Below are 21,738 nucleotides of genomic sequence, written 5' to 3' on the forward strand. Positions count from 1 at the left end.
ACCATGAAAAACAAGACCTATATCCACATTTCCGATGTTTGCCGGGGCCATGGCCTGGAACGCACCTTTTTGTACCGCCTGAGGGAATTTGAACTCATTGAGATCCGGGAGACGGATTCAGGAGAGGTCATAGACCATGGCCAGTTACCCCGTCTGGAGCGCCTTATCCGATTGCACCGCGACCTTGAAATTGAACCACAGGGGCTCTTGGCAGTGGAACAGTTGCTGCAACGTGTAGGGGAGTTGCAGGATGAAATCCGGATGCTCCGGTCCCGTCTGGGTCGCTGGGAGGATTTCTAACCCCCGGTCACAATCCTTCCGTCCTCCATCTGGATGATGCGGTCCGTGCGGCGGGCAAAGTCCTCGTCGTGGGTCACAATAAGGAGGGACAGGCCTTTCTCTTCTTTGAGCTGCCTGAAAATCTGAAAGACATTTTCGGAATTGTAGCTGTCCAGGTTGCCCGTGGGTTCATCGCCCATCAGGATGGCCGGGTCATTGATCAGGGCCCTGGCAATGGCCACCCGTTGTTTTTCCCCTCCCGATATGCGCGAAGCCCGCTTGGCTGCCAGATGGTCTATGTGCAGCATTTTCAGCTTTTCCATGGCATCGTGCCGGACTTCCGCCGTTGTTTTCCGGGCCAGTTTCAGGCCCGGGAGCATCACATTATCCAGGACGGTGAATTCCCCTAAAAGGTAATGGAACTGGAAGACGAAACCGATATGGGCATTGCGGATGGCAGATAACCGGTTGGCTGGTTTCCTGGTTAGCAATTCCCCTTTCAGGTACAGGGATCCGGTATATTCGGTATCCATGGTAGAGAGGATATAGAGGAGTGTAGATTTCCCGGAACCTGACTTCCCCATAATGCTGGTGAATTCCCCCGGTTGTATGCTAAAACCGATATCCTTCAGCACGTGGAAGCGCACGGGCTTGGTAAAGTGCTTGTCTATATGTTTGGCTTCCAGGACAGGGGTCATAGGCATTAGTTTCCTCTGATAATTTTAACCGGGTCTATCCTGCGGGCCCGGGCTGCAGGGAGGTACCCGGCAATAAAGGTGGACACCAGGGCAAAACCAATCCCGATCAGGTAATACCAGGGGTCGTGGTTTACCGGGAAGGTGCTTATGGTGGGCAGGGCCTCCGTTTCGAAGGGCAGGCTGTCGATGAGGTGGCTGAGGCCGAAGCCGATAAGCAGGCCCAGCAACCCGCCCCCCAGACCGATAATAAGGGCCTGGCTCATAAAAATCTGGTGGACATCCCTGCCCGAAAACCCCGTGGCTTTCAGGATGGCGATATCGTTCATCTTCTCGTAGATGAGCATATTGAGGATGTTGTAGATGCCAAAGCCGGCTACAATCAGCAGGGTAATGGAAACGGCATAGGTGATGAGGTTGCGGATACTGGTTCCGGTTTCGAACTGGGCATTGGCCTCCTGAATGTCCCGCGCCCTCACCCGGAACAGGGTTTCCAGTTCCCGGGCCATTGGGACTGCTGCTTCCAGCCTGTGGAGTTTGACGTTGATATCGGTGATGTAATTGGTAGGCTTGCCCATAATCCGCTGTACCGTCTGCACCTGGGCAAAACTCTGGCTATTGTCTATTTCGGCCAGGCCGCTCTGGTAGAGGCCTACGATTTTAAGGGGGAAAACCCCGCCTTCCGGGGTACTGACCTGGATCCGGTCTCCCAGGGCCAGGGAGAACTTATCCGCCAGTCCTGCGCCCAGGATAATGCCGTTCTCGGAACGATGTAAGGCCTCCGGACTGCCCGCCACAATGTAATCCCCGATATTGGAGAGTCGGTCCTCCTCCAGGATGTCCACTCCGGAAAGGACACCACCCAGGTCCTGGGAACCCGACAGATAGAATATCTGTGCCCGGATCTGGGGGGTGGCCCCCAGAACGCGATCGTCCCGGCGCAGGTAGTCCAGGATGGGCAGGGCATTGTGTATTTTCAGCTGGCCCTGTTTGGGTTTTACAGACTGTATTTGCAGCAGATCACCGGAGAGGGATTCCAGCCTATGGGCAGGCTGTACGGCCGCGGGTTCCACTTCGTTGTAGAGGTGGATGTGCGGGGTCTGGTTCAGGATCAAATCGTCCAGCATCTGGTTGAGCCCGGTCATAAAACTCACCAGGGTGATATAGGCGCCAATGCCGAAGGTAACCCCAAGGGCTGCCGTTACGGTAGACTTTATCTTGGTTACCAGGTGGGTTCGCGCAATCCCCAGGATGAGTTTCAGCCGGTTCATTCTTCGGGTTTTAGTAAACGTGTTCCCGGTTGCAATCCGGAGCGGATCTCCACCCGATCCAGGGTAATGAGACCTGTTTCCACCTTAACCATGCCCGCTGTGGTACGGACGCTGTCGGCACCCACCAGATAGCTGCGCGGTATTGTCAGGGCGTCCTGACGGGTAGCAATCACGATGTTGGCCTCCCCGGAAAGGCCAGGGTAGAGTACTTCCGGGGGGGTGGTAAACCGCGCTTCCACCAGGAAGGTTTGGTTCCGGGTGTCTTTCTCCGGGTAGATTTTGGAGACCTTACCCTCAAAAAGCCTGTCTGCATAGGCATCCAGGGTTATCAGAACCTGTTGGCCCGTTTTCAGGCGTACTATGTCTACCTCGTCTACAAGCATTTCGGCAAGGAAGGTTTCCGCACTGCCCAGCATCGCCAAAGGTTCGTTGGGCAGGACGGCTTCCCCCGGTTCTTTGTAGAGGGCATAAACCTTACCGTAAATAGTACTGCGTATACGGAACTCCTCGGCATCGGAACTGCTGGCCTGATAGGTGTTTCGGGCTTGTTCCAGCTGGGTGCGCAGTTCCCGCTGCAGGCGGTGGTATTCGCTTTGAAGTTCCCGCAGGGTACTGGCCGAGCGCTCAAAGGCCAATTGCCGGCGTTCCAGTTCTGCCAGGGAGCCTATCTGCCGTGCCCAGAGTTTTGTTTGGCGGTCGTAGTTGGTGGAATCGTCCCGGTAGGTGAGTTCAGCCACCCGTATCCGGGCTGCGAGGTCATTGAGCGGGCTGGCTTCCCCCTGCAAGTTGGAAGCTGCCAGTTCCATTTGCAGGCGGGCGTTTTCACGGTATAAGTCCGTGGCATGGCCGTTGATCTGCAGCAAAGGGTCGCCAGGAACGACCTGCCGGCCTTCTTCCACAAGATTGGCCTCCAGGATGCCGCTCACGGCAGCGTGGACCCGGTACATGCTGTCCGGCACAATGGTTACGGAGGCATAAACCGCTTCGGTCACATCCAGGATTTCAGGGGCGATGCCGGCCTCGCCACCCCGGCACCCGGACAAGAGTGCGGCAGAAAGGGCAGATACAACTGCCATCAAAGGGGAAATAGGTTTCATCCGCAAGAGGTTAAGGATTCTTAAAGGTACCACCGTAAACCGAAGATATGCATGACAATTCTCATTAAAGGGGCTTGTAGGAAGTATCAGGTAATCCTGCCCCGGGTTAATGATGATAAAAGTTGATTAATAAAGGGTTAATGACGCGGATTCGGGCAACAGACGATGAGGATTGTCATATTTTGACCCTGGCCAAAGATTTAGTTTGGGCCCCAGTCAAACGTCAAAACCATTAATAAATTAACACGTATGAATTTTCCATCTGTACTTAAATCGACCCAATCTGAGCCCTTCGGTTTTATTGCAAGGGGCCTTGGACTGGTATACCTCTGGTTTGGCGCCCTGAAGTTCTTTCCGGGCCTCAGCCCGGCAGAAGCCCTGGCGGGGTCCACTATAGAAGTGCTTACTTTTGGCCTGATAGGCCCTTCCCTGGGTCTGGTCCTGCTCGCCCTTTGGGAATTCGCCATCGGCACCCTGCTTATTACGGGTATTTGCCGCAAATGTGCCTTAACGGCAGCGCTTCTGCACATTGTCCTGACCTTTACCCCCCTGTTCTTTTTTCCTGAACTCTGCTTTACTGAATTTCCCTTCGGCCTGACCCTTGTGGGGCAGTATATCATCAAAAACGTGGTTTTCCTGGGGGTTATGGTTGCCATGTACCGCAAGCTCCCGCGCAGCTAAGCCTGTGTTATAAAAACGGGGTTACGGCCTGGGTAAGCGCCTGTATGGGGACCACCCCGGACTGGCGCCATACGGCCTGCCCGTTTTTGAACAGGACCAGGGTAGGGACGCCCCTTACCTGGTAACGCCCGGCAATGGCCGGGTTTCGGTCTACATCTATCTTGATGATTTTAATGCGGGCGCCAGCACTGTCCTTGAGTTGCTTCAGGATGGGAGCCATTGTTTTGCAGGGCCCGCACCACTCGGCGTGGAAATCTACCAGGACAGGGATTTCGGAGGCGATAAGCTGGTTGAAGGAGGCCTTCATATTACACGTTTATAGATCAAAAATACGGATAGGAACCCCAGGGCTCCCATGACCTAAGTCATATGCCGTTGGCAGGAAGATGGGTATCTTTAAATAAACCTCCAAGACCTGCCCTATGGAACTGCGTATTGCCATCCCCACGGATTTTTCCCCGGCCGCCGAAAAGGCAGCCCGCTATACCCTGGAACTCTTCCGGGAGGTGCCCTGTGTCTTTTTCCTGATGCACAGTTATACCCCTTCTTTTTTCAGGGCCGAGTACCTGTTGCACAGCCCCGGGCAGATAGGACTGGGCGATTTTTATCGGTTCCGGGTAATGGATAAGCTCAGTACGCTTCGCAAGCGGCTGCAGAAAAGTGCAGATAACCCGAAGCACCGTTTTATAACCCATGCGGCTTTCAACACCCTCGATGCCGAACTCAATGAAATGGCGGAAAAGGAATCCCTCCACCTCATTGCCATGGGGACCCAGGGGGCCACAGGGGCCAAGGAAGTACTGTTGGGTACCCACGCGGTTATGGTAGCCCATAAATCCAGGATCCCCGTATTGATCATTCCTTCAGAGGCACAGGCTTCGGAGGTGGAAAACATCCTTTTCCCGGCCGATTATACCGCTTCCTATGCCGCCTTGCCCTGGACGGTCCTGGAGGCGATACTCCGCCAAACCAGTGCCCGTTTGCACGTATTGCATACGTATACAGCGGAAGATGAAAGCCCGGAGCGGGTGGCCGGAAAGGAAGCCCTGGCCCATAGCCTCGAACCCTTCAAACCCGAATGGCACGAGCGGGAAAGCGCCGGGCTGGTAGAAGCCATCAATGCGTTTGCGGCGGAAGTACCTGTCCAGCTCCTGGTCCTGGTGCGCAACCGCCATACCTTCCTGGAGAACCTGTTGGTGACCCCGGTCATCGACCAGATTGGGTTCCATACCCGGATCCCGTTGCTCGTGCTCCCCCAGGTATCGATTACAAACCCTTAAAAACAGTATGTCATGAAAGATACAGGCATTTGGATAGACAAGCAGGAAGCCTGGCTGGTACACCTGGCAGAAACAGGAGAACATCTCGAAACAGTAGCCTCTGAAGTGGAATTTTTCAACCCCAAAGGGGGGTCCCGTTCCAAAACCCGGTGGGGGCCGCAGCAGGTGGTGCACGACAGCAAGTACACCGAGCGCGAAAAACAACAGCTGCATCGCTATTTCGAAGATCTCAGCGCCCGTCTGGGGGATACCGGCAAACTGGTCCTCTACGGGCCGGCAGGAACCAACGAACAGTTTAAGCGTTATTTGGACCGCCGCCACCCTGAACTGGCTGCCCGCGTGAGCGATGTCCTCACGGCAGACAGCATGACCGAGAACCAGTTCCGGGCCCTGGTACGGGAGTATTACGCCCACTGACATGGCCGGCAGCAGGGCTTCCAAGCCCAAAATCCGCAAAGCCTCGGGCCAGATGGCCACGTATTCGGAGGCTAAACTCCGGCGTTCGCTCCGCAGGAGCGGGGCAGATCCCGGGGCGGTGGATGCCATTGTCCAAACCCTGAACAGTGAGTTATACCCGGGCATGACCACGCGTGAGATTTACAACCGGGCCTTTTCCCTGCTGCGGGCCTACAGGAATTCCTTTGCATCCCGTTACAAACTCAAGCGGGCCATCTACGAATTGGGTCCCACGGGATTCCCCTTCGAGAAATTCGTTGCGGCCTTGCTGAACCACTCCGGGTACTCAGCGACAACCAACGTGATACTACATGGGGATTGCGTAGACCACGAGGTGGATGTGGTGGCCCGCAACGGGGATACCCAGACCCTGATAGAATGTAAGTTCCATGCAGATGACGGCCGCAAATGCCATGTGAAAGTCCCGCTGTATATCGATTCCCGGTTTCGGGATATCGCTGCCGGTTCCGATAAAAACGGTGCTTTAGACATCCGCCTGGAACCCGGGTGGGTGGTCACCAATACCCGGTTCACCTCCGACGCCCTGAAGTACGGCAACTGCGCGGGGTTGTATCTGCTCAGTTGGAACCACCCCAGAGGGAATGGCCTGAAGGACCGCATTGACCGGCACCGCCTATACCCCATAACGGTCAGTATGCTTCTAAGTGGCCGGGAGAAGGAGTTTTTACTCGGACGGGAGGTGGTGCTGGGGCGCCAGCTCCTGGAGTCTGCCTTTTTGCTGGACCACCTTGGGGTATCCCGGGAAAGGAAAGACAGGATCCTGGGGGAATTCCTGGAATTGTGTGAACCCAAAAACAAAACATGAGCCCTTTTAAGATTCATTTTTGGGGTGCTGCCGGAGGGGTTACCGGCTCCAAATTCCTGGTGGAATCCGGAGAGGATCGGGTATTGGTCGATTGTGGCCTGTTTCAGGGTCTTAAAGAACGACGGCTCCTGAACCGCGCCCCCTGGCCCCTTGCCCCGGAGTCGATCCGTGCCGTGTTGCTTACCCACGGGCACCTGGACCATGTGGGGCTTCTGCCCCGGTTGGTCCGTCAGGGATTCCGGGGCCCGGTCTATGGTACGCCGCCCAGCCTGGAAGTTGCGCGGATTGTCCTGGAGGACAGCGCGGAAATACAGGTAGAGGAAGCCGAAAAAGCGGCCAGGGAGGGCTACAGCCGTCACGCCAGGCCGGAACCCCTTTACGAGCCTGCCGATGTTGCCCTAAGCCTGCCGCTGCTGCAGTCGGTTTCCTTGGAAGAGTGGCGGCAAATCCGGCCCGGATGGCGGTTCCGCTTCCGGTACAACGGACATATCCTCGGGGCCGCCTTCATCGAGATGGACCTGGACGGAAAGCGTCTGGTCTTTTCCGGCGATGTGGGCCGGCCGGAAGACCCCTTGCTTTACCCGCCCCAGCGGCCAGACCGGGCAGATGTACTCCTTCTGGAGAGCACTTACGGAAATACCTTGCACCCCAAAGACGATATGGGCCGGGATCTTGCCCTGGAGATCAATGCTGCCGTCCGGGACCGGGGGACCTGTATTATCCCCAGTTTTGCGGTTGAGCGCCTCCAAACCGTGGTGTATCTGCTCTGGCAGCTTCGGAAAGCGAACCGCATCCCTCCCTTGCCGATCTATGTGGACAGCCCCATGGGGATTGACGTATGGTCCCTCTTCCAGCGCTTTCCCCAGTGGCACCGCTTGCCCGAAGACCAGTTTGGGATTATGGCCCGCTCTGTTACCCTAATCCGGGAGTACCGGGATACCTGGAAAGCCATAGATGATTCCCGGCCCAAGGTGGTGGTTGCCGGCAGCGGGATGCTCAGTGGCGGTCGGGTACTGACCTACCTGAGCCAGTTGCTGGACCAGGAGACTACCCGCATTGTACTGGTGGGTTTTCAGGCAGAAGGGACCCGGGGCCGAAACCTGCTGGAAGGTGCACACGAGCTGAAGCTTTTTGGCCGGTATACCCGGGTAGCGGCAAAAGTCCGGCAACTCGATGCCCTCTCGGCCCATGCCGACCAGGAGGAGCTCCTGTGGTGGACCTCCCAAATCCGGGAACGCCCCGCACATGTTTTCCTGGTTCATGGGGAAGAAACCGCCCGCGACGCCTTACGGGTGAAGTTGTATACCGAGCGCGGGTGGGAAGCCGAAATGCCCCAACAGGGGCAGGTGGTGACCTTGTAGAGCCCTGACCTTTGTCATTGGGGGTACCGCTTCTGGGGTGTACCTTGTAGAAAAGCGTGGGACCCTGCCGGAGGAGGAGCCGGCGTTCTCCCGAAATCGCTCAAACCCTGAAAAGACAGACGCCATGAAACCTTTCCGATTGTTCAGTCTCTTTCTGTTATTGCTCCCAATGGCCTGTAGTACGGTTCGTCTGGAGAGTTCCTATAAAGATCCCGATACGGTTCTCTTTAACGCCAACAAATTACTCGTAATTGGCCTTACCCAGGATATGGGGGTGCGGGAGGCGTTCGAAAGCCGCCTGCAGGAAATCTTTTCAGACCAGGGCATTGAAACTGTGCGCAGTATCGATGTTTTCGACGTGGAGTTTACCGCTTCCGAACGCTCCGAGGCCGAACTGGACCTGGTGGAACAGCAACTCCTGGAAAAGGACTTCGACGCCATTCTGTTTACCAAAGTCCTCGGAACGGAAACCCGGACCACCCTACGGCGTAAAATAAGGGAGATTGGCGAATCCTACGACCGGTTCAACGAAGACTACATCCTTCACCAGGGGGTGTATTACGACCGCTCCTACTATGAACTCGCCACGGATTACTACGCCGAAACCTCGGTGTACTGCATCTGCGAAGGCAAGGAGCGCAACCTGATCTGGCGCAGTGTGGTGCTGATTTCAGAACCCCGAAATACGCGTCAGGCCGTGAAGGACTTCATTGAACTGATTACCCAAAACATGACCGAGAACCAGGTCCTGCTGGGCACCGAAGCGTTTTAGGGGCTACAGCAAGGGACTCAGGGTCCTGGCAGCACCTTCAATAAGCCGGTGGGTCCACGGCCGCCTGCGGAATGTTTCATAATCGAGCACAATACTCCGCTCGCTGTCCCGGATGAAATCCTCTCGCAGGGTGATGGCCTTTTCCGGGTCGAATATCAAGGCGTTTACCTCGTAGTTGTGCTGAAAACTCCTGTTGTCTACATTGGCCGTCCCCACGGTGCAAATCCGGTCGTCTACCGTAATGGTTTTACTGTGGAGGAACCCCTCCGGGTACTGGTAAATCCGGATTCCGCTTTTCAGGAACCCGTTAAAGTAGGAGCGGACACACCAGTTTACCAGGGCGCTGTCTGCCTGGGCTGAAACCAGGACCCGGACATCCACCCCGCCCAGGGCAGCGGTTTGCAGGGCCAGCTGAATGGCCGGGCTGGGGATCAGATAGGGGTTGGTGATGTAGATATGCCGGCGGGCATGGTTGATCAGGGAGAAATAAAACTGCTCCATAAGCGGGAAATCGTCGTCCGGGCTGGAAGCGAGGATTTGTACCGCCGATGACCCTCGGGGCTCATCTTTTGGGTAATCCGGCAGCGGAAGGTGCTGGCGGGTTACCAATTCCCAATCGTTGGCGAATACCGTGTCCAGGTGCACCGCTGCACTGCCGCGCACCATCAGGTTCATGTCGTGCCACATGCCAAGGTCCTGGTCTCCTTTGAGGTATTTGTCCGAAATGTTGATTCCCCCTGTAAAGGCCACTTCCCCGTCCACCACAATGATCTTGCGGTGGTTGCGGTAATTTACCGAGGTCATGAATTTACCCAGCCGGAACGGGAGGAAGGCATAGACCTCAATCCCTGCCTTTCGCAGGCGCCTTAGGTAGGAAGGGCTCAGGGAATAGCTCCCAATGCTGTCGTAGATAAGCCGGACCTCCACCCCTTCGGCTTCCTTTCGGGTAAAAAGTTCCAGCAGCCGCTCGGCCAGTTCCCCTTCTTCAAAAATATAATACTGCAGGTGGATGGTGGTGCGGGCATCCTGCAGGGCCTGAAATACACGGTTAAAGGTCTCTTCCCCATCCTTGAGGAAGACCACCTCATTGTCCGCACTAAGCGGGAATCCGGTTTGTGATGCGATCAGTTGGTGTAAGCGGCCCCTGGGGCTGTCGGGTGAAAATAGGTTGTTGGACGGGTCCGGGGCTTCGGGGGGGCTGCGGCGCTGTTGCAGGTAGACCTTCTGCTTGCGGCGGTTTCGGCCTACCAGGAGGTATAAAAGTATGCCTCCTACCGGGATGGTGAAAATGGCTAACAGCCAAGCCAATGTTTTCGAGGGTCGTACACCATTCAGTAGGAGGCTTATAACAATAGAGATTGCTACGAGTATGTAAAGAACGATCAGGATGTAGAGCCACACAGCGCCTCGGTTTTACCCGAATTTACATCAATTTGAAATTGATGGGGATGCTGTAAGGCACTTTTACATTTCGGTTCCGTTGGCGGCCCGGCTTCATTTGCGGGAGGGAAGCGATAATCCGATGGGCTTCTTTCTCCAGGATCCGGTCCGGGCCACGGGTAACGATGTCGGTAACCTTTCCGTTGCTGCCGATGGCAAAAAGTACATATACTTTTCCTTGTATACCCAGTTCAAGGGCTGTATCCGGGTATTTGAAGTGTTTGGCGATGTGCTCCTGGATTTTTTGCTGGAAGCAAACCCGCTGGTCTGCGGCAGACATACCTTCACAACCTGGGAAAACAGGTACTTCCTCGATGATGGCAAAAGGCACGGAAATCTCTTCTTCCGCTTCGAATGTATCCAGGTCCGAGGCATCCAGGTCTACATCGGCAATGACGGTTTCCTGGGTGATTTCGGTACTCTCGATAACGGTTTCCTCAATTTCCTCGGTGTCTTCAATGACTTCGATCACCTCGGGTGCGGCAGGGGGCGGTGGCGGTGGCTGGGTGCGTACCTGCTCGGTTACCGGTGCCTCTTCATTGAGGTTGTCCACTTGAACCAGTTGGACGATTTCTTCCTGGACACTGTCGTAGGATTTCCACTCCAGGGCCCTCCAGGTCAGGAACAGCACTACAGTGAGCCCGATTACAAAATACAGGCCACTATCCCTGTTCAAATCTGCTTTGGGATTTTTCTTGACTTGCATGGCTGTTAAATTTATACCTCAATGTACGTCCATGCATCCGGTTAAAACATGATAATAATCAGTTTGACCAGCCTGAAATTCAGAAAGATTCAGTATTAACCCTTAAAATTTGAGAAACCCTTAAGAAAGCGGTATGACGGTTGGCCCTCAGGTAATGGTCTGTACCAGGTAAAAATACAGGGGCATGCCCAGGGTGATGTTAAAGGGAAAGGTGATGGCCAGGGCCATGGGCAGGTAGAGGGAAGGGTTTGCTTTGGGGGCAGCCAGGCGCATGGCTGCCGGGACAGCGATGTAAGAAGCGCTTGCCGCCAGGATTGCAAACAGGAACCGGTCGCCGGGGTTGGTCAGGAAGGTGGAGGTGATGGCTACGGCCAGGCATCCATTGATCAGGGGGATTACGATAGCAAAAACCAGGGCAAACCACCCCTTTTTGACCAGGGCCGAGAGTTTGGAGCCGCTGCTGATTCCCATATCCAGTAAGAATACCGCAAGGAAGCCTTTAAAGATATCCGTGGTGAAGGGTTTAATTCCTTCGGCTTGTTGGTCGCTGGCCAGGAAGCCGATCAACAGGCTGCCCAGGATAAGCAGCACGCTTCCATTGGTCAGCGAGTGCCTGCACACCTTGGACATGCTAAGGGCGCTCCCGTTTTTCTTGTCGAAAAGGGCAATAAGCAGGACACCTACCACAATGGAAGGGGCTTCCATAAGGGCCATGACCGCTACCATGTGCCCGCCATAGGTAACCTTTTCCAGGTCCAGGAAGGAAATGGCCGTTACAAAAGTTACGGCACTCACGGAGCCGTAAGAAGCTGCAATAGCACCTGCGTTGGCTACGCTGAAACGCCTGCGCAGGATGGCGAAGGAATACAGGGGGACCCAGATGGCCAGTAAGATCCCCAGGATAAGGGACCAGATGATTTCCCAGCTGAACGGGCTGTGAGCCAATTCCTGCCCTCCCTTGAAGCCAATCGAAAAAAGTAAGTAAAGAGAAATGAATTTCGAGGAGTTGGCTGGGATTTCGAGATCACTCTTAAGTTGGACAGCCAGGATTCCCAGAAAGAAAAACAGGAGGGCAGGATTGCTCAGATTATCTGCCAGCAGGTGTAGGTCCATGCGGGGGATTCGGGAGGGAAAAGGTTATTCGCCTTCCAGGGTCATGGTAATGTTTCCACTGATCTGAACCATTTTACCGGACGCCCGTGCCGCGCGGATAAAGGAACGAATCTTGTCTTTTTCGGCTTCCAGTTCTGCGATTCGGGTATCGGCATATGAGGTATCTGCCTTAAAGTAGCCCTCGCACCAGCGAAGCCGTTGCAGCTTGTGGAAATTGATCTTTTCGTCTACAAGACCTTTAAGCAGGTCGGATGCCTCGGAAGGGGTAAAACTGCCGCGTACCAGCGCTACTTTTTCGGCTACTTTGGTTTTAGAATCCATGTTATCGGGAGTTACGTGTCGGTTCGTTTTTCACTGCCATGAGGTGCACAAATCCGATCAGGGTCAGAATTCCGGTTACGGTCAGGAGTTCCCGGAAAAAAAGACCATCTGAGGACCAGGAGAACGCCGTGAGGGCTACCAGGCCGCCCCAGCCAGCCAGGGCCAGGAGTGCTTTCCCGCCTATCCCTTTGACGGGGGTCCGGTCACTAACCCGTGTGGATTCTTTTTCCTTGGTTACATGCTCCTGCGAAGGAGCCTGAAGGATTTGAGCCATGGTGTGTTGCATTTTATGGTGCAAATTTGAAAACAATTTTTGATAAAATATTATATATCTTTATGATGTAAAACATAAATAAAGATTATGAACTATACGTTAAACCAACTCAATATATTCTTCCATATAGCTAGTTTGCAGAGTGTTACAAAGGCTGCTGAGGCCCTTCATCTTACCCAGCCAGCCGTCTCTATTCAGTTAAAAAATTTTCAGGACCAGTTCTCCATTCCCCTTACGGAAGTGGTGGGGCGAAGGTTGTACATTACCGATTTTGGCCGGGAGATCGCCCGGTCGGCGGAGCAGATCCTCAACCAGGTAGAGGCTATCAACTATAAGACCCACGCGTTTGAAGGTCATATTGCGGGCCGGTTGAAAATCACAACAGTTTCCACTGCCAAATATGTTATGCCCTATTTCCTATCCGATTTTATGGAGCGGCACCCCGGGGTAGACCTGGTCATGGATGTAACTAACAAGGGGCGCGTGGTCCGCAGTCTGGAAGAGAATGAGGTGGATTTTGCCATGGTTTCGGTTATGCCGGAGCACCTGAATGTAGACCGTGTGGAGCTAATGCGCAACAAACTATACCTGGTAGGGGGTACGCGACGCAAACGGCAGTCCGGGGCCCCGAAGGTGGATATTTTCCGGAAGGAACCCCTTATTTACCGCGAACCGGGCTCGGCCACCCGTGCCGCGATGGAGCGGTTTCTGGAATCCAAAGGCCTGAGCAGCCCCAAGAAGATGGAACTCACCAGCAACGAGGCCCTTAAGCAGGCCCTTATAGCCGGGTTGGGGTACAGTATTATGCCCCTTATAGGCCTTAAGAACGAGTTGCGAAACGGGGAACTGGAAATCATACCCTACCGGGGTTTGCCGGTAACTACCCACTGGAACCTGATCTGGCTCAGCAGCAAAAAACTCTCTCCAACGGCCCAGGCCTATCTCGATTTCGTCCGGAAGGAAAAGGACCGGATCATAAAGGAGCAGTTTGCCTGGTTTGAGCGGTATGAGTGAAAGCACCTGGGAATGGCCTTAGCCTTAATTTTCGAGGGGGTTACCACCAATAAGAGATTCCGGCGCTGATATAAAACACAGGCTTGAGGTCCTCCTCATAGTCCATTTCCGCCCCGCTTACCGTAGCCGGGCTTTGGGGGAGGGACAGGTATGGGCTTGCGGTAATGATCCAATGCTTCTGGAAGAAATGAACCGGCAACCCGAATTCCACGTTGAGAACCTTAAAGGCAGCTACTTCATCGATTTGGAGCTCAGAAAAGGGCTCCATGCTGCTTCCCTGGCCGCGTCCGCTGTCTTTTCGGTTACCCAGTCGGCTGGTGTTGTAATACGCCTGGTAGAAATACTGGCTTCCCGCATATAGGGATACCTGCGGCCGGAAGAGCCAGTGCTGCTGCGTGTCCTTCAGGTCTTTCATAAGGGTAAGGCCGAGGAAGTAATCGGCGCCCTCGTCCGGACCGAAAAAACCGTGGAGGCTCACCTGGGTTTCCACCACCTTCCAGTCGTAGCCCAACAAGCCTGTAAGGCCTGCCACGGTTTCGGACTGCACGTTGTAGCTGTCCTGGTCAAAGAAATAAGCGGTGACCGCAGCGCCACCGCTCCAGCGTTCCCCGGAGGCCTGGTATCCCGCCGAGGCCAGTACCAGGTCTACCCGGCCTTCTCCTTCTGCCAGGAGATAGGAAAGTGAGGCGTCTGCGTAGAACCCGGATTTATGGTAATAGCCCAGGGAGGGCAGCAGGTATGGGGCTGCCACGGTGTCGCGCCTGCCCATAAAGACGGCATCGCTGACATAACTAACATCAGAAAGGACATAAGAAAAAGGTTCGCCTTCCGGGCTGGAGGTGGCCTGTTTGAGTTCTTGCGAAGTCAGGGTGAGAACGGATCCCGCGAGAAAGGCCAGAAGTAAGGGCGTAGTAGTTTTCATGGTTATCCGTTAAAAAGCAAGCCGACACCGGGGCAGGTTAAAGCAAGCCCCGGTCTCGGCATATGCCATGGGTTTAGGTAGATTTCTTCTTAGCCGCTGCCATAGGAGGGGCTGTAGGCTTTTTCAGCATCTTCTTAGCCTGGATTTGCTTGCGTTGTATCAGCTGCTTGCGCATCTGGTACATGTTCCGGAACAGTTCCCCGTCAACGCCCAGGCACTCTCCGTCCTGGAGCCTTACCCGGTCCTGGGTGCGCATCTGGTAGGTGCCATCCGGAAACACGGTTGTTCCGTTTTCCAGGCGTGTGGCGGTTTCAAGCCTGACCTGTTCCTGGTTTCGGATTTGGTAGACATTACCGTCCATGAAGGTGTAGTGCACCCGGTTTTGGTTGCGCATCCGTACCTGTTCGGCATTCAGCCCGGCATTTTCTTTCTGGACCTTGTTGCGGTACTGGTACTCGTTGCGGTACATGACACCGTCACCGTCCAGGCATTCGCCATCCCTGAGGCGGTAGCGTTTACCGTCCGGGGCTTCATAATTCCCGTTCGGGTAAAGCACGGTTCCGTCGGAGAGGGTTTGTTGTTCCCTGAGATGGATTTCTGCCCGGTCTCTGAGTTGGAGCATTTCACCATCGACGGCGACTAGTTTCGTTCTGTCCTGATCCTGGATCCGGTCGCGATCGCGGTCCTGGGCATTCAGTGTTGCTGCAGCCATGGCGAGCAACATAAGGCCAATGGTTTTCTTTTTCATCACCGTAAGATTTAAAGTTTATGGTGATGAAAGTACGTAGGGTATATAGGAGTATCAATGACCTACATCATTCCAACTGCCTTTTAACTAAGTCTTTAAGTGTAACTATGATTACATAGTTATCGCGAGAGTAATCCGCGGATTCCATGGGGGTCCGGGTAATTCTCAGGGCGTCAGCGCTTCAGGTTTCCGGCGAAAGGTGCAAAACAGGAAGTGTTGCACCGCCCCTGAAGGGGTCTTGTGTTCCGGGTAAAAGCACCTCACGGTCTCGAAGGTGTCCTCCCATATCTCTTGCAGGGCCTCAGCGCTGTAGCGCTGCACGGGAAGCCCGCTGCATTTCTGCGGGCCTTCATGGGAGAAGGTCCCGATCACCAGATAGCCACCCGGGCGGATATGGGCGGCGGCAATCGCCACATAACTGCGTGCCTCCTGCGGGTCTGTCAGGAAATGGAAGGCAGCCCGGTCGTGCCACAGGTCGTACATCCTCACAGGCTGCCAATGGGCGGCATCGGCACAAATCCAGTCCACCTCTGAAGCCGCTTCCCCAAGGCGGGAGGCGGCTTTTGAAAGGGCGGTTTGTGAGATATCGAGCACGGTCAGGTTCCGGTACCTCCGGGCCAGAAGCTGGTCCACCAGCCGGCTGTCTCCACCTCCCACATCGATAAGGGCCGCATCGGGCGCCAGGCCCAGGGGTTCGATCAGGGAAAGGGAAGTCTCCGGGGTAGGCTGGTACCAGCTTACCGTCTTGGTGTCCTTGGTTTGGTATACGTTTTCCCAGTGCTGCTGTTTGTCCATGGCCCGTGAAGCGCGTCCTGTTACTCTATCTGGGGCACGGCCTTGACATGGGCCTGGATTTCCACCCCGTTTACCACCCCTTCGGATTTGCCGGATTCCATTTTGACGCCTTTTACGTCATTGAGCAATCCTTCGGGGGACAGGGCCTTTACCCCGTAAAACGCGCCATCGGGAGCAACGACCTTGATATCTAAAATATTACCGGCTAACCGAACTCCTTTTACATCCAGGCGCTCCCCTTCCGGAGTTAGGGCTTTGATGTCGTAAATTGTCCCATCCGCACCAATGGCTTTCACCGGGGCATAGGGACCCCCACCCACCAGGATCTTGACGGGTAACTTCATCCCGTCCATTAAGGCTTTAACATCCATGATTTGCCTCTGCCCGCCATCCTGGATGGCTTTAACATCGTAGCGGTTGCCGTCTTGGTCCAGCGCTTTGATATCCAGGGTCCTGCCCTCCGGGTGGATCCCCTTGACATGCCAGATGGGCGACTCGCCGGGGCCTTCTGCCTGAGGCAGGGCTTTGATATGGGCGTGGATGGCCACCCCGTTGATGATTCCTTCTTCCTGCCCGGTGACCATCTTTACTCCCTTTACGTCGTTGAGCTGGCCTTCAGGAGAAATGGCCTTTACCCCGTACTGCGCCCCGTCCTGGGCAATAGCTTTGATGTGGATGATGTTTCCGGAGGACCTAACCCCCTTAACGTCCAGTACTTCTCCCTGGTCAAGGGCTTTGATGTTGAAAATAGTCCCATCCGCTCCAATAGCCTTTACCGGGGCCAGGGCATCCTCGCTTACCAGGATTTTTACAGGGACTTTCAGACTGCCCATTAGGGCTTTCACATCCATGACCTGCCGCTGCCCATCCCCCTGGAGGGCCTTTACATCGAAGATGTTCCCTTCACTGTCCAGGGCTTTCACATCGAGGAAACGGCCTTCGGGATGTACGGCCTTGATATGCCATACAGCGGTCCGGACTTCAGGTACATCCGGAGTTTCAGGCGTCTGTACAGGCTCGGTTTGGGTTTCCCCGCAACTGGCGAGCAAGATCGTGAGGGTCAGCATAAAACCCTTGGCCAGGGTCGATGCCATTCGGTGTTTGGTTTTAAGCGGTTTCATATTGGTGGGTTGTTGGGTTCGGATACTACGGCGGGAAGGGGTTTTATACTCCTTCGGAAAGGCTCACGGCGGTGCCGCTTGCCGTAACCATGATCATGCCCCCGTTTGCACCGAGGGTCTCGTAATCCAGGTCTATGCCCACAACGGCATCTGCCCCGAGTTTCCGGGCCTTGTCGGTCATCTCCGAGATGGCGCTCTGGCGGGCTTCGTTCAGCACCCGTTCATACGAGCCCGAACGCCCACCCACAATATCCCGGATGCCGGCAAAAATATCCTTAAAGATATTGGCGCCAATGATGGTTTCCCCGGTAACGATGCCGTGGTATTCCCGGATCTTCTGGTTTTCAACAGTTGGGGTAGTGGTTACAATCATAAAGGGTTTTTCAGGGGTTAAGGGCCCGGATCAGTGCATGGGTAAAGCCGATCATCTCGGCGTAGTTTTCCTTGGAGATCTTCTCGTCTATCCCGTGGAAACGGGTCATGCTGTCCGGGCCAATGCGGATGGGGTAGAAGCGATATACATCTTGCGAAATGCCATAGAAATACCGGGCATCCGTCCCACCTCCTACCAGGCCGGGAACGACAATGGCATCCGGGAAGGCCGAACGGATGGTTTGTTCCAGGATCCGGTAGGCCTCGGAATCGATTTCCGATACGGGGGAGGGGTTGGTCAGAAAGCCTACGGGTTCTACTCGCACTTTATCGCTAATGCTTTCCTGTATATGGGCCTTTACGGATTCAATGGTTTCCCCGGGCAGGATCCGGAAGTTGATGGTTGCCTCAGCCACGGTTGGGATCACATTGTTTTTGACCCCGCCCCCGATGATGGTGGGGGCTGTTGTGGTGTGGGCATTCAGGGCTTTAAGGATGGGTTTTTTCAGGAGCCAGGGGTTGGCGAAAGCCATGCGCTGGAGGAACGGCAGCTCCGGCCCCAAGTATTCAAACTGGTAGGTGATTGGGTCTACTAGGTTGTAGGGTCTTTGGTTGTTTTCCAGGTCCACGATGGCCTGGGCCAGGATGCCGATGGTATTTTCCCGTGGGGGCTGGGAACTGTGCCCGCCACTGGTTTCCACAATAAGCCGGAAGGAGGCAAAGCCCTTTTCTGCCAGGTTGACCATAGCTACGGGAGCGTCCACCCCGGGGATCATCCCTTCGGCTAAAAAGCCGCCTTCATCCAGTGTCATAGCGGCCTTTATCCCCAGGCTTTCGAGGTGGGCTGCGATTTTGGCGGCCCCATTGGAGCCGCCAACCTCCTCGTCGTGGCCAAAAGCGAGGTAAAAGGTCCGTTTCGGGATAAAGCCCTCGGCCAGTAGCATTTCTACGCTTTCCAGGATGGCCATCAGGGAGCCCTTGTCGTCCATGGTCCCACGGCCAATAATGTGGCTGTCGGTTATACGGCCCTCAAAGGGTCCGGCTTCCCAGTCACCCAGGGTGGGCTCATCTACCGGCACAACATCCTGGTGGGACATCAGGATAACAGGCTGTGCCGAAGCATCGGTCCCTTTCCAGGTATACAGGAGGCTGTATTGGTTGATCGTATCCAGTTGCAGGCGTTGGTGGACCAGGGGGAATTCCTCTCTCAGGTAGGTGTGGAAACCCCGGAAGGCTGCTGAGTCCGGTTCGGCATCCTCGCTGTAAGACACGGTAGGGAAGCGCACGGCCCCTGCCAATCTTTCATATGCCGCCTCCGGGACCCCCGGGAGTTCCAGGGCCTGGGGGGCAACCTGTTTCGATTGGAGCATTACAGTATTGAAGACCAGAATGGCTGCTACCACCAGGGCCAGCCCCAGCAGGAGGTAAAGGATTTTTTTCATTGCGGTTGGTTAAAACAGGAAACCCTGTTGGGGTATTAAAGCTACTGTATTTTGGGCGTAATGCCAAGCCGGAAGATAGCGGAAATGCTAGCTTGCAAGCGCCTCCCTGACCCGCTCCGGGGTAAAAGGAAGGTGGCGGAGCCTTTTGCCGGTGAGACGGAAAAAAGCATTGGCTATGGCACAAGCCACCATGGGGGTTGCTGTCTCCCCAACCCCTTCCGGGTGATCCGAGGATGGCAGGATGTCCACTTCAATGCTTTCAGGGGCCTCGTTCATCCGCAATAGGGGGTAATCGCTATAATTGGATTGTTGTACATGGCCATCCACAATGGTAATCCGCTCTTTAAGCACACTGCTCATGCCCATGATCAGGCCCCCTTCCATCTGGGCCCGGATATTGTCCGGGTGCACGGCAACCCCGGCATCGAGAGCACACCAGAACCGGTGTACCCGGATGTCCCCGCTGGAGCGGTTTACAGAAATCTCGCAAATCCCGGTACCCAGCGAACCGTGTTCCACAAAGGCGACCCCCCGTGCCCTGCCTTCAGGTGCGGGGGTGTCCCACCCCGCCATCTCTGCAGCCCGGTTTAGCGTAGCAAGGGCCCTGGGCGAGCGGGCCATCAGGTTGCGGCGCAGCGCCACAGGGTCCATTCCCTCCCCGGCTGCCACCTCGTCCAGGAGGCATTCAATGGCGTATTTATTGGGGCCGTGCCCAACCGAACGCCAGTGTTTCAGGCGAACGCCATGGGAGGTCTCCCTCCATTCCGCGCATTGGTTAGGGATATCGTAGTGGTCATTTCGTGAACCGCTGGCCACCAGGTTGCCCCCGTCACCCACCACGCAGTGATACAGGGCGGTAACGCGGCCCTTGCCGTCCACCCCTGCTTTAAGGTGCTGCAGGCTTAACGGGCGATACGCGCCATAGCGCACATCGTCTTCCCGGGTCCATAGCAGTTTTACCGGGCGGGGGGCCATTTCCTTGGCTAACAGGACGCATTCAGTCACAAAATCGTTCATGCTGCGGCGCCCGAAGCCCCCACCGAGGTATTGCAGGTGGATGTCTACATTTTCCGGTGGGATGCCCAACAGGCCTGGTACGCCCAGTTTGGAGTCGGGCCCTTGTTGGGAGCCTACCCAGACCTCTGCCTTTTGCCCATCCTCCGAGATGCGGGCTACGGCATTAAGGGGTTCCATCTGTGCGTGGTAGACATAGTCGTTTCGGAACTCCCCGGAATAGACTTTTACCGCTGAGGCCAGGGCTGCAGACACGTCCCCCGATTCGTGCACCGTTTCCCCGGCTTCCCCGGAACGGGCCCGGTTCGCATAAGAGGAAAAAATTTCCTGGGAGTTGAACCCTGTGGCCGGGGCTTCGCTCCAGGAAATTTCCAGGCGATTTTTGGCAGTCAGGGCTGCTTCCAGAGTTTCGGCGACCACCCCAATGGCGTACTCGAACGGGACGATCTTCAGGACCCCTTTCATCGCGAGGATATCCGATTCATTGCGCAGGGTGGGGCGTGACCCGTGGAGGTTGCCTCGCTCCAGGACCCCATATATCATTTCCGGGAGGCGTATATCGCAGGCAAACCGGGCGGACCCGTCTACCTTGGCTGGGATTTCGGTGCGTGCAATTTCCTTTCCCACCCATCGGAATTCCGTGGGGTCCTTGAGCTGGTCAGGGCCGAATTCCGGCAGCGTTTCCGGCATTTGGAGCAGGGATGCCAGTTCGCCGAAAGAAAGGGCCTTGCCGGAAGGCCGGTGGAGTACGCGGTGCGGCTCGGTCTCTAATTCGTCTAAAGGTACCTGCCAGTGCTGGGCTGCCGAATACATCAGGACGTACCGCGCCTGTGCCCCGGCATTCCGCATCACGTTATAATAGCTGTTGGTGGTCCGGCTCCCTACCGTGAACATCAGTTTGGTGCCCGGAGCCCATCCGGGGGAGCCATAGATTTCGGTGACCTGGGGGGAGAAGGCCACTTGCACCTGGTTCCAGTCGGCATCCATCTCTTCGGCAAAGAGTAAGGGAAGCGAGGTCATAGAACCCTGGCCCATTTCCGCTGCGGGGTTGAAGATGGTCAGGGAACCGTCCTCGGCCAGACGGACCCAGGCAGTGAGTTCATGTTGGGCGAGGGTTTTGGTTATCCGGTCCTTGTCGGAACAGGAAATTAAGGTGGGAAGCAGGCCGGATGTGCCAATGAAAAGGGCTGTTCCCCCAGTGGTTTTCAGGAATTGCCGGCGGCTGGTGCTGGTGTTGGTGTTGGGATGCGGCATGATCAGGCGGTTTTGGATTCAGTCATGGCCTTCCCGGCCCTTTCGATGGCTTCCAGGATACGCATATAGGTACCGCACCGGCAAAGCACCCCACTCATATAATTGCGGATGGTTTCCCGGTCTGCAGTGGGGTTTTGGCGCAGTAGGGCTGCGGCCTGCATGATCTGCCCGGGCTGGCAATACCCGCATTGGGGGACCTGTGCGGCTATCCAGGCTTCCTGCAGCGGGTGGTTACCGCCCTCGGAAAGCCCTTCTATAGTGGTAATCTGCTGCCCGCCGGAGACGTTTTCCACCCGCAGGGCACAGGCCCGCATGGGGTTGCCGTCTACATGGATGGTGCAGGTGCCGCATTGGGCAATGCCGCAGCCGTATTTCGTACCGGTGAGCCCCAGGTCTTCGCGGAGGATCCACAGGAGCGATGCCCCGGGGTCTGCCTCCACCTGGTGCCGGGTGCCGTTTATGAGTAATTCAAATTGAGCCATGC

General features: G+C 55.6%; 25 protein-coding genes. 8 read left to right on the plus strand and 17 right to left on the minus strand.

Translation table 11 applies throughout. The features are described 5' to 3' along the window. The first annotated feature begins 3 nt into the window (after positions 1 to 3). On the plus strand, positions 4 to 300 hold the full coding sequence (locus CA832_RS12205) for a chaperone modulator CbpM (protein ID WP_088341882.1): 297 nt from the start codon (positions 4 to 6) through the stop codon (positions 298 to 300). On the opposite strand, the gene CA832_RS12210 is transcribed toward CA832_RS12205, so the two are convergent. Genes CA832_RS12210 through CA832_RS12220 form a run of 3 tightly spaced genes read right to left on the minus strand, consistent with a single transcriptional unit; the run spans position 297 to position 3,321 of the window. Next, positions 297 to 977 carry an ABC transporter ATP-binding protein gene (locus CA832_RS12210; protein ID WP_088341883.1) on the minus strand — a complete coding sequence of 227 codons (681 nt, stop codon included), beginning with the start codon at positions 975 to 977 and terminating at the stop codon, positions 297 to 299. The genes CA832_RS12205 and CA832_RS12210 overlap by 4 nt on opposite strands. 5 nt (positions 978 to 982) lie before the next feature. Next, on the minus strand, positions 983 to 2,245 hold the full coding sequence (locus tag CA832_RS12215) for an ABC transporter permease (RefSeq protein WP_088341884.1): 1,263 nt from the start codon (positions 2,243 to 2,245) through the stop codon (positions 983 to 985). Beyond that, positions 2,242 to 3,321, minus strand: coding sequence for an efflux RND transporter periplasmic adaptor subunit (locus CA832_RS12220; protein WP_088341977.1), 1,080 nt, complete (start codon positions 3,319 to 3,321; stop codon positions 2,242 to 2,244). Before CA832_RS12220 ends, CA832_RS12215 begins: the two co-directional genes overlap by 4 nt. A gap of 270 nt (positions 3,322 to 3,591) precedes the next feature. On the opposite strand from CA832_RS12220, the gene CA832_RS12225 reads away from it, so the two are divergent. Continuing rightward, complete coding sequence (locus tag CA832_RS12225; RefSeq protein ID WP_233131799.1) at positions 3,592 to 4,023, plus strand: doxx family protein; 432 nt, start codon at positions 3,592 to 3,594, stop codon at positions 4,021 to 4,023. A gap of 7 nt (positions 4,024 to 4,030) precedes the next feature. On the opposite strand, the gene trxA is transcribed toward CA832_RS12225, so the two are convergent. Beyond that, positions 4,031 to 4,330, minus strand: a complete 300-nt coding sequence (gene trxA / locus CA832_RS12230; RefSeq protein ID WP_088341885.1) for a thioredoxin — start codon at positions 4,328 to 4,330, stop codon at positions 4,031 to 4,033. 115 nt (positions 4,331 to 4,445) lie between these two features. Between trxA and CA832_RS12235 the strand changes: the two genes are divergently transcribed. From CA832_RS12235 to CA832_RS12255, 5 genes are all read left to right on the plus strand, one after another. Then, positions 4,446 to 5,303, plus strand: a complete 858-nt coding sequence (locus tag CA832_RS12235; RefSeq protein ID WP_088341886.1) for a universal stress protein — start codon at positions 4,446 to 4,448, stop codon at positions 5,301 to 5,303. 12 nt (positions 5,304 to 5,315) lie between these two features. Next, positions 5,316 to 5,720, plus strand: a complete 405-nt coding sequence (locus CA832_RS12240; protein WP_088341887.1) for a hypothetical protein — start codon at positions 5,316 to 5,318, stop codon at positions 5,718 to 5,720. A gap of 1 nt (position 5,721) precedes the next feature. Then, positions 5,722 to 6,585 carry a restriction endonuclease gene (locus CA832_RS12245; RefSeq protein WP_088341888.1) on the plus strand — a complete coding sequence of 288 codons (864 nt, stop codon included), beginning with the start codon at positions 5,722 to 5,724 and terminating at the stop codon, positions 6,583 to 6,585. Continuing rightward, the gene (locus CA832_RS12250; protein ID WP_088341889.1) at positions 6,582 to 7,946 is read left to right on the plus strand and encodes an MBL fold metallo-hydrolase RNA specificity domain-containing protein; all 1,365 of its coding nucleotides are present in this window, start codon (positions 6,582 to 6,584) and stop codon (positions 7,944 to 7,946) included. The genes CA832_RS12245 and CA832_RS12250 overlap by 4 nt, the downstream gene beginning before the upstream one ends. Positions 7,947 to 8,070: 124 nt before the next feature. Continuing rightward, the gene (locus CA832_RS12255) at positions 8,071 to 8,718 is read left to right on the plus strand and encodes a hypothetical protein (RefSeq protein WP_088341979.1); all 648 of its coding nucleotides are present in this window, start codon (positions 8,071 to 8,073) and stop codon (positions 8,716 to 8,718) included. Positions 8,719 to 8,721: 3 nt separating this feature from the next. On the opposite strand, the gene cls is transcribed toward CA832_RS12255, so the two are convergent. The 5 genes from cls to CA832_RS12280 all read right to left on the minus strand — a co-directional run bounded on the left by cls (position 8,722) and on the right by CA832_RS12280 (position 12,572). Next, entirely contained in the window at positions 8,722 to 10,119 is a 1,398-nt protein-coding gene (gene cls / locus CA832_RS12260) for a cardiolipin synthase (RefSeq protein WP_088341890.1), read from the minus strand. Between the two features lie 22 nt (positions 10,120 to 10,141). Then, positions 10,142 to 10,864 (minus strand): energy transducer TonB, encoded by a 723-nt coding sequence (locus tag CA832_RS12265; RefSeq protein WP_088341891.1) that lies wholly within the window; start codon positions 10,862 to 10,864, stop codon positions 10,142 to 10,144. A gap of 147 nt (positions 10,865 to 11,011) precedes the next feature. Beyond that, positions 11,012 to 11,977, minus strand: a complete 966-nt coding sequence (locus CA832_RS12270; RefSeq protein ID WP_088341892.1) for a sodium-dependent bicarbonate transport family permease — start codon at positions 11,975 to 11,977, stop codon at positions 11,012 to 11,014. 24 nt (positions 11,978 to 12,001) lie between these two features. Further along, positions 12,002 to 12,298, minus strand: a complete 297-nt coding sequence (locus CA832_RS12275) for a hypothetical protein (RefSeq protein WP_088341893.1) — start codon at positions 12,296 to 12,298, stop codon at positions 12,002 to 12,004. A 1-nt stretch (position 12,299) separates the two neighbouring features. Next, entirely contained in the window at positions 12,300 to 12,572 is a 273-nt protein-coding gene (locus CA832_RS12280) for a hypothetical protein (protein ID WP_143542388.1), read from the minus strand. An 87-nt stretch (positions 12,573 to 12,659) separates the two neighbouring features. Between CA832_RS12280 and CA832_RS12285 the strand changes: the two genes are divergently transcribed. Continuing rightward, positions 12,660 to 13,586, plus strand: a complete 927-nt coding sequence (locus tag CA832_RS12285; protein ID WP_088341895.1) for a LysR substrate-binding domain-containing protein — start codon at positions 12,660 to 12,662, stop codon at positions 13,584 to 13,586. A gap of 40 nt (positions 13,587 to 13,626) precedes the next feature. Here the strand turns inward: CA832_RS12285 and CA832_RS12290 are convergent, their stop codons facing one another. From CA832_RS12290 to CA832_RS12325, 8 genes are all read right to left on the minus strand, one after another. Further along, positions 13,627 to 14,508 (minus strand): hypothetical protein, encoded by an 882-nt coding sequence (locus tag CA832_RS12290; RefSeq protein WP_088341896.1) that lies wholly within the window; start codon positions 14,506 to 14,508, stop codon positions 13,627 to 13,629. Between the two features lie 73 nt (positions 14,509 to 14,581). Continuing rightward, positions 14,582 to 15,256 carry a DUF6799 domain-containing protein gene (locus CA832_RS12295; RefSeq protein ID WP_088341897.1) on the minus strand — a complete coding sequence of 225 codons (675 nt, stop codon included), beginning with the start codon at positions 15,254 to 15,256 and terminating at the stop codon, positions 14,582 to 14,584. 165 nt (positions 15,257 to 15,421) lie between these two features. Next, entirely contained in the window at positions 15,422 to 16,051 is a 630-nt protein-coding gene (locus CA832_RS12300; protein WP_088341898.1) for a class I SAM-dependent methyltransferase, read from the minus strand. A 20-nt stretch (positions 16,052 to 16,071) separates the two neighbouring features. Next, positions 16,072 to 17,145: a DUF7486 family protein gene (locus CA832_RS12305; protein WP_143542389.1), complete on the minus strand. Its 1,074-nt coding sequence runs from the start codon at positions 17,143 to 17,145 to the stop codon at positions 16,072 to 16,074. A 70-nt stretch (positions 17,146 to 17,215) separates the two neighbouring features. Next, on the minus strand, positions 17,216 to 17,545 hold the full coding sequence (locus CA832_RS12310) for a heavy metal-binding domain-containing protein (RefSeq protein WP_088341900.1): 330 nt from the start codon (positions 17,543 to 17,545) through the stop codon (positions 17,216 to 17,218). A 10-nt stretch (positions 17,546 to 17,555) separates the two neighbouring features. Beyond that, the gene (locus tag CA832_RS12315; RefSeq protein WP_088341901.1) at positions 17,556 to 18,986 is read right to left on the minus strand and encodes a M20 family peptidase; all 1,431 of its coding nucleotides are present in this window, start codon (positions 18,984 to 18,986) and stop codon (positions 17,556 to 17,558) included. A gap of 87 nt (positions 18,987 to 19,073) precedes the next feature. Beyond that, complete coding sequence (locus CA832_RS12320; protein WP_088341902.1) at positions 19,074 to 21,254, minus strand: xanthine dehydrogenase family protein molybdopterin-binding subunit; 2,181 nt, start codon at positions 21,252 to 21,254, stop codon at positions 19,074 to 19,076. 2 nt (positions 21,255 to 21,256) lie between these two features. Continuing rightward, positions 21,257 to 21,736, minus strand: a complete 480-nt coding sequence (locus CA832_RS12325; protein ID WP_088341903.1) for a (2Fe-2S)-binding protein — start codon at positions 21,734 to 21,736, stop codon at positions 21,257 to 21,259. Between the last annotated feature and the right edge of the window lie 2 nt (positions 21,737 to 21,738).

The organism is Robiginitalea sediminis (assembly GCF_002198115.1).
Lineage (GTDB): Bacteria > Bacteroidota > Bacteroidia > Flavobacteriales > Flavobacteriaceae > Robiginitalea > Robiginitalea sediminis.

Excerpts from the sequence above, each read along its gene's own strand:
- CA832_RS12205 (WP_088341882.1), top strand. The coding sequence starts at position 4 with ATGAAAAACAAGACCTATATCCACATTTCCGATGTTTGCCGGGGCCAT.
- CA832_RS12210 (WP_088341883.1), bottom strand. The coding sequence starts at position 977 with ATGACCCCTGTCCTGGAAGCCAAACATATAGACAAGCACTTTACCAAG.
- CA832_RS12215 (WP_088341884.1), bottom strand. The coding sequence starts at position 2,245 with ATGAACCGGCTGAAACTCATCCTGGGGATTGCGCGAACCCACCTGGTA.
- CA832_RS12220 (WP_088341977.1), bottom strand. The coding sequence starts at position 3,321 with ATGGCAGTTGTATCTGCCCTTTCTGCCGCACTCTTGTCCGGGTGCCGG.
- CA832_RS12225 (WP_233131799.1), top strand. The coding sequence starts at position 3,592 with ATGAATTTTCCATCTGTACTTAAATCGACCCAATCTGAGCCCTTCGGT.
- trxA (WP_088341885.1), bottom strand. The coding sequence starts at position 4,330 with ATGAAGGCCTCCTTCAACCAGCTTATCGCCTCCGAAATCCCTGTCCTG.
- CA832_RS12235 (WP_088341886.1), top strand. The coding sequence starts at position 4,446 with ATGGAACTGCGTATTGCCATCCCCACGGATTTTTCCCCGGCCGCCGAA.
- CA832_RS12240 (WP_088341887.1), top strand. The coding sequence starts at position 5,316 with ATGAAAGATACAGGCATTTGGATAGACAAGCAGGAAGCCTGGCTGGTA.
- CA832_RS12245 (WP_088341888.1), top strand. The coding sequence starts at position 5,722 with ATGGCCGGCAGCAGGGCTTCCAAGCCCAAAATCCGCAAAGCCTCGGGC.
- CA832_RS12250 (WP_088341889.1), top strand. The coding sequence starts at position 6,582 with ATGAGCCCTTTTAAGATTCATTTTTGGGGTGCTGCCGGAGGGGTTACC.
- CA832_RS12255 (WP_088341979.1), top strand. The coding sequence starts at position 8,071 with ATGAAACCTTTCCGATTGTTCAGTCTCTTTCTGTTATTGCTCCCAATG.
- CA832_RS12265 (WP_088341891.1), bottom strand. The coding sequence starts at position 10,864 with ATGCAAGTCAAGAAAAATCCCAAAGCAGATTTGAACAGGGATAGTGGC.
- CA832_RS12270 (WP_088341892.1), bottom strand. The coding sequence starts at position 11,977 with ATGGACCTACACCTGCTGGCAGATAATCTGAGCAATCCTGCCCTCCTG.
- CA832_RS12275 (WP_088341893.1), bottom strand. The coding sequence starts at position 12,298 with ATGGATTCTAAAACCAAAGTAGCCGAAAAAGTAGCGCTGGTACGCGGC.
- CA832_RS12280 (WP_143542388.1), bottom strand. The coding sequence starts at position 12,572 with ATGGCTCAAATCCTTCAGGCTCCTTCGCAGGAGCATGTAACCAAGGAA.
- CA832_RS12285 (WP_088341895.1), top strand. The coding sequence starts at position 12,660 with ATGAACTATACGTTAAACCAACTCAATATATTCTTCCATATAGCTAGT.
- CA832_RS12290 (WP_088341896.1), bottom strand. The coding sequence starts at position 14,508 with ATGAAAACTACTACGCCCTTACTTCTGGCCTTTCTCGCGGGATCCGTT.
- CA832_RS12295 (WP_088341897.1), bottom strand. The coding sequence starts at position 15,256 with ATGAAAAAGAAAACCATTGGCCTTATGTTGCTCGCCATGGCTGCAGCA.
- CA832_RS12300 (WP_088341898.1), bottom strand. The coding sequence starts at position 16,051 with ATGGACAAACAGCAGCACTGGGAAAACGTATACCAAACCAAGGACACC.
- CA832_RS12305 (WP_143542389.1), bottom strand. The coding sequence starts at position 17,145 with ATGGCATCGACCCTGGCCAAGGGTTTTATGCTGACCCTCACGATCTTG.
- CA832_RS12310 (WP_088341900.1), bottom strand. The coding sequence starts at position 17,545 with ATGATTGTAACCACTACCCCAACTGTTGAAAACCAGAAGATCCGGGAA.
- CA832_RS12315 (WP_088341901.1), bottom strand. The coding sequence starts at position 18,986 with ATGAAAAAAATCCTTTACCTCCTGCTGGGGCTGGCCCTGGTGGTAGCA.
- CA832_RS12320 (WP_088341902.1), bottom strand. The coding sequence starts at position 21,254 with ATGCCGCATCCCAACACCAACACCAGCACCAGCCGCCGGCAATTCCTG.
- CA832_RS12325 (WP_088341903.1), bottom strand. The coding sequence starts at position 21,736 with ATGGCTCAATTTGAATTACTCATAAACGGCACCCGGCACCAGGTGGAG.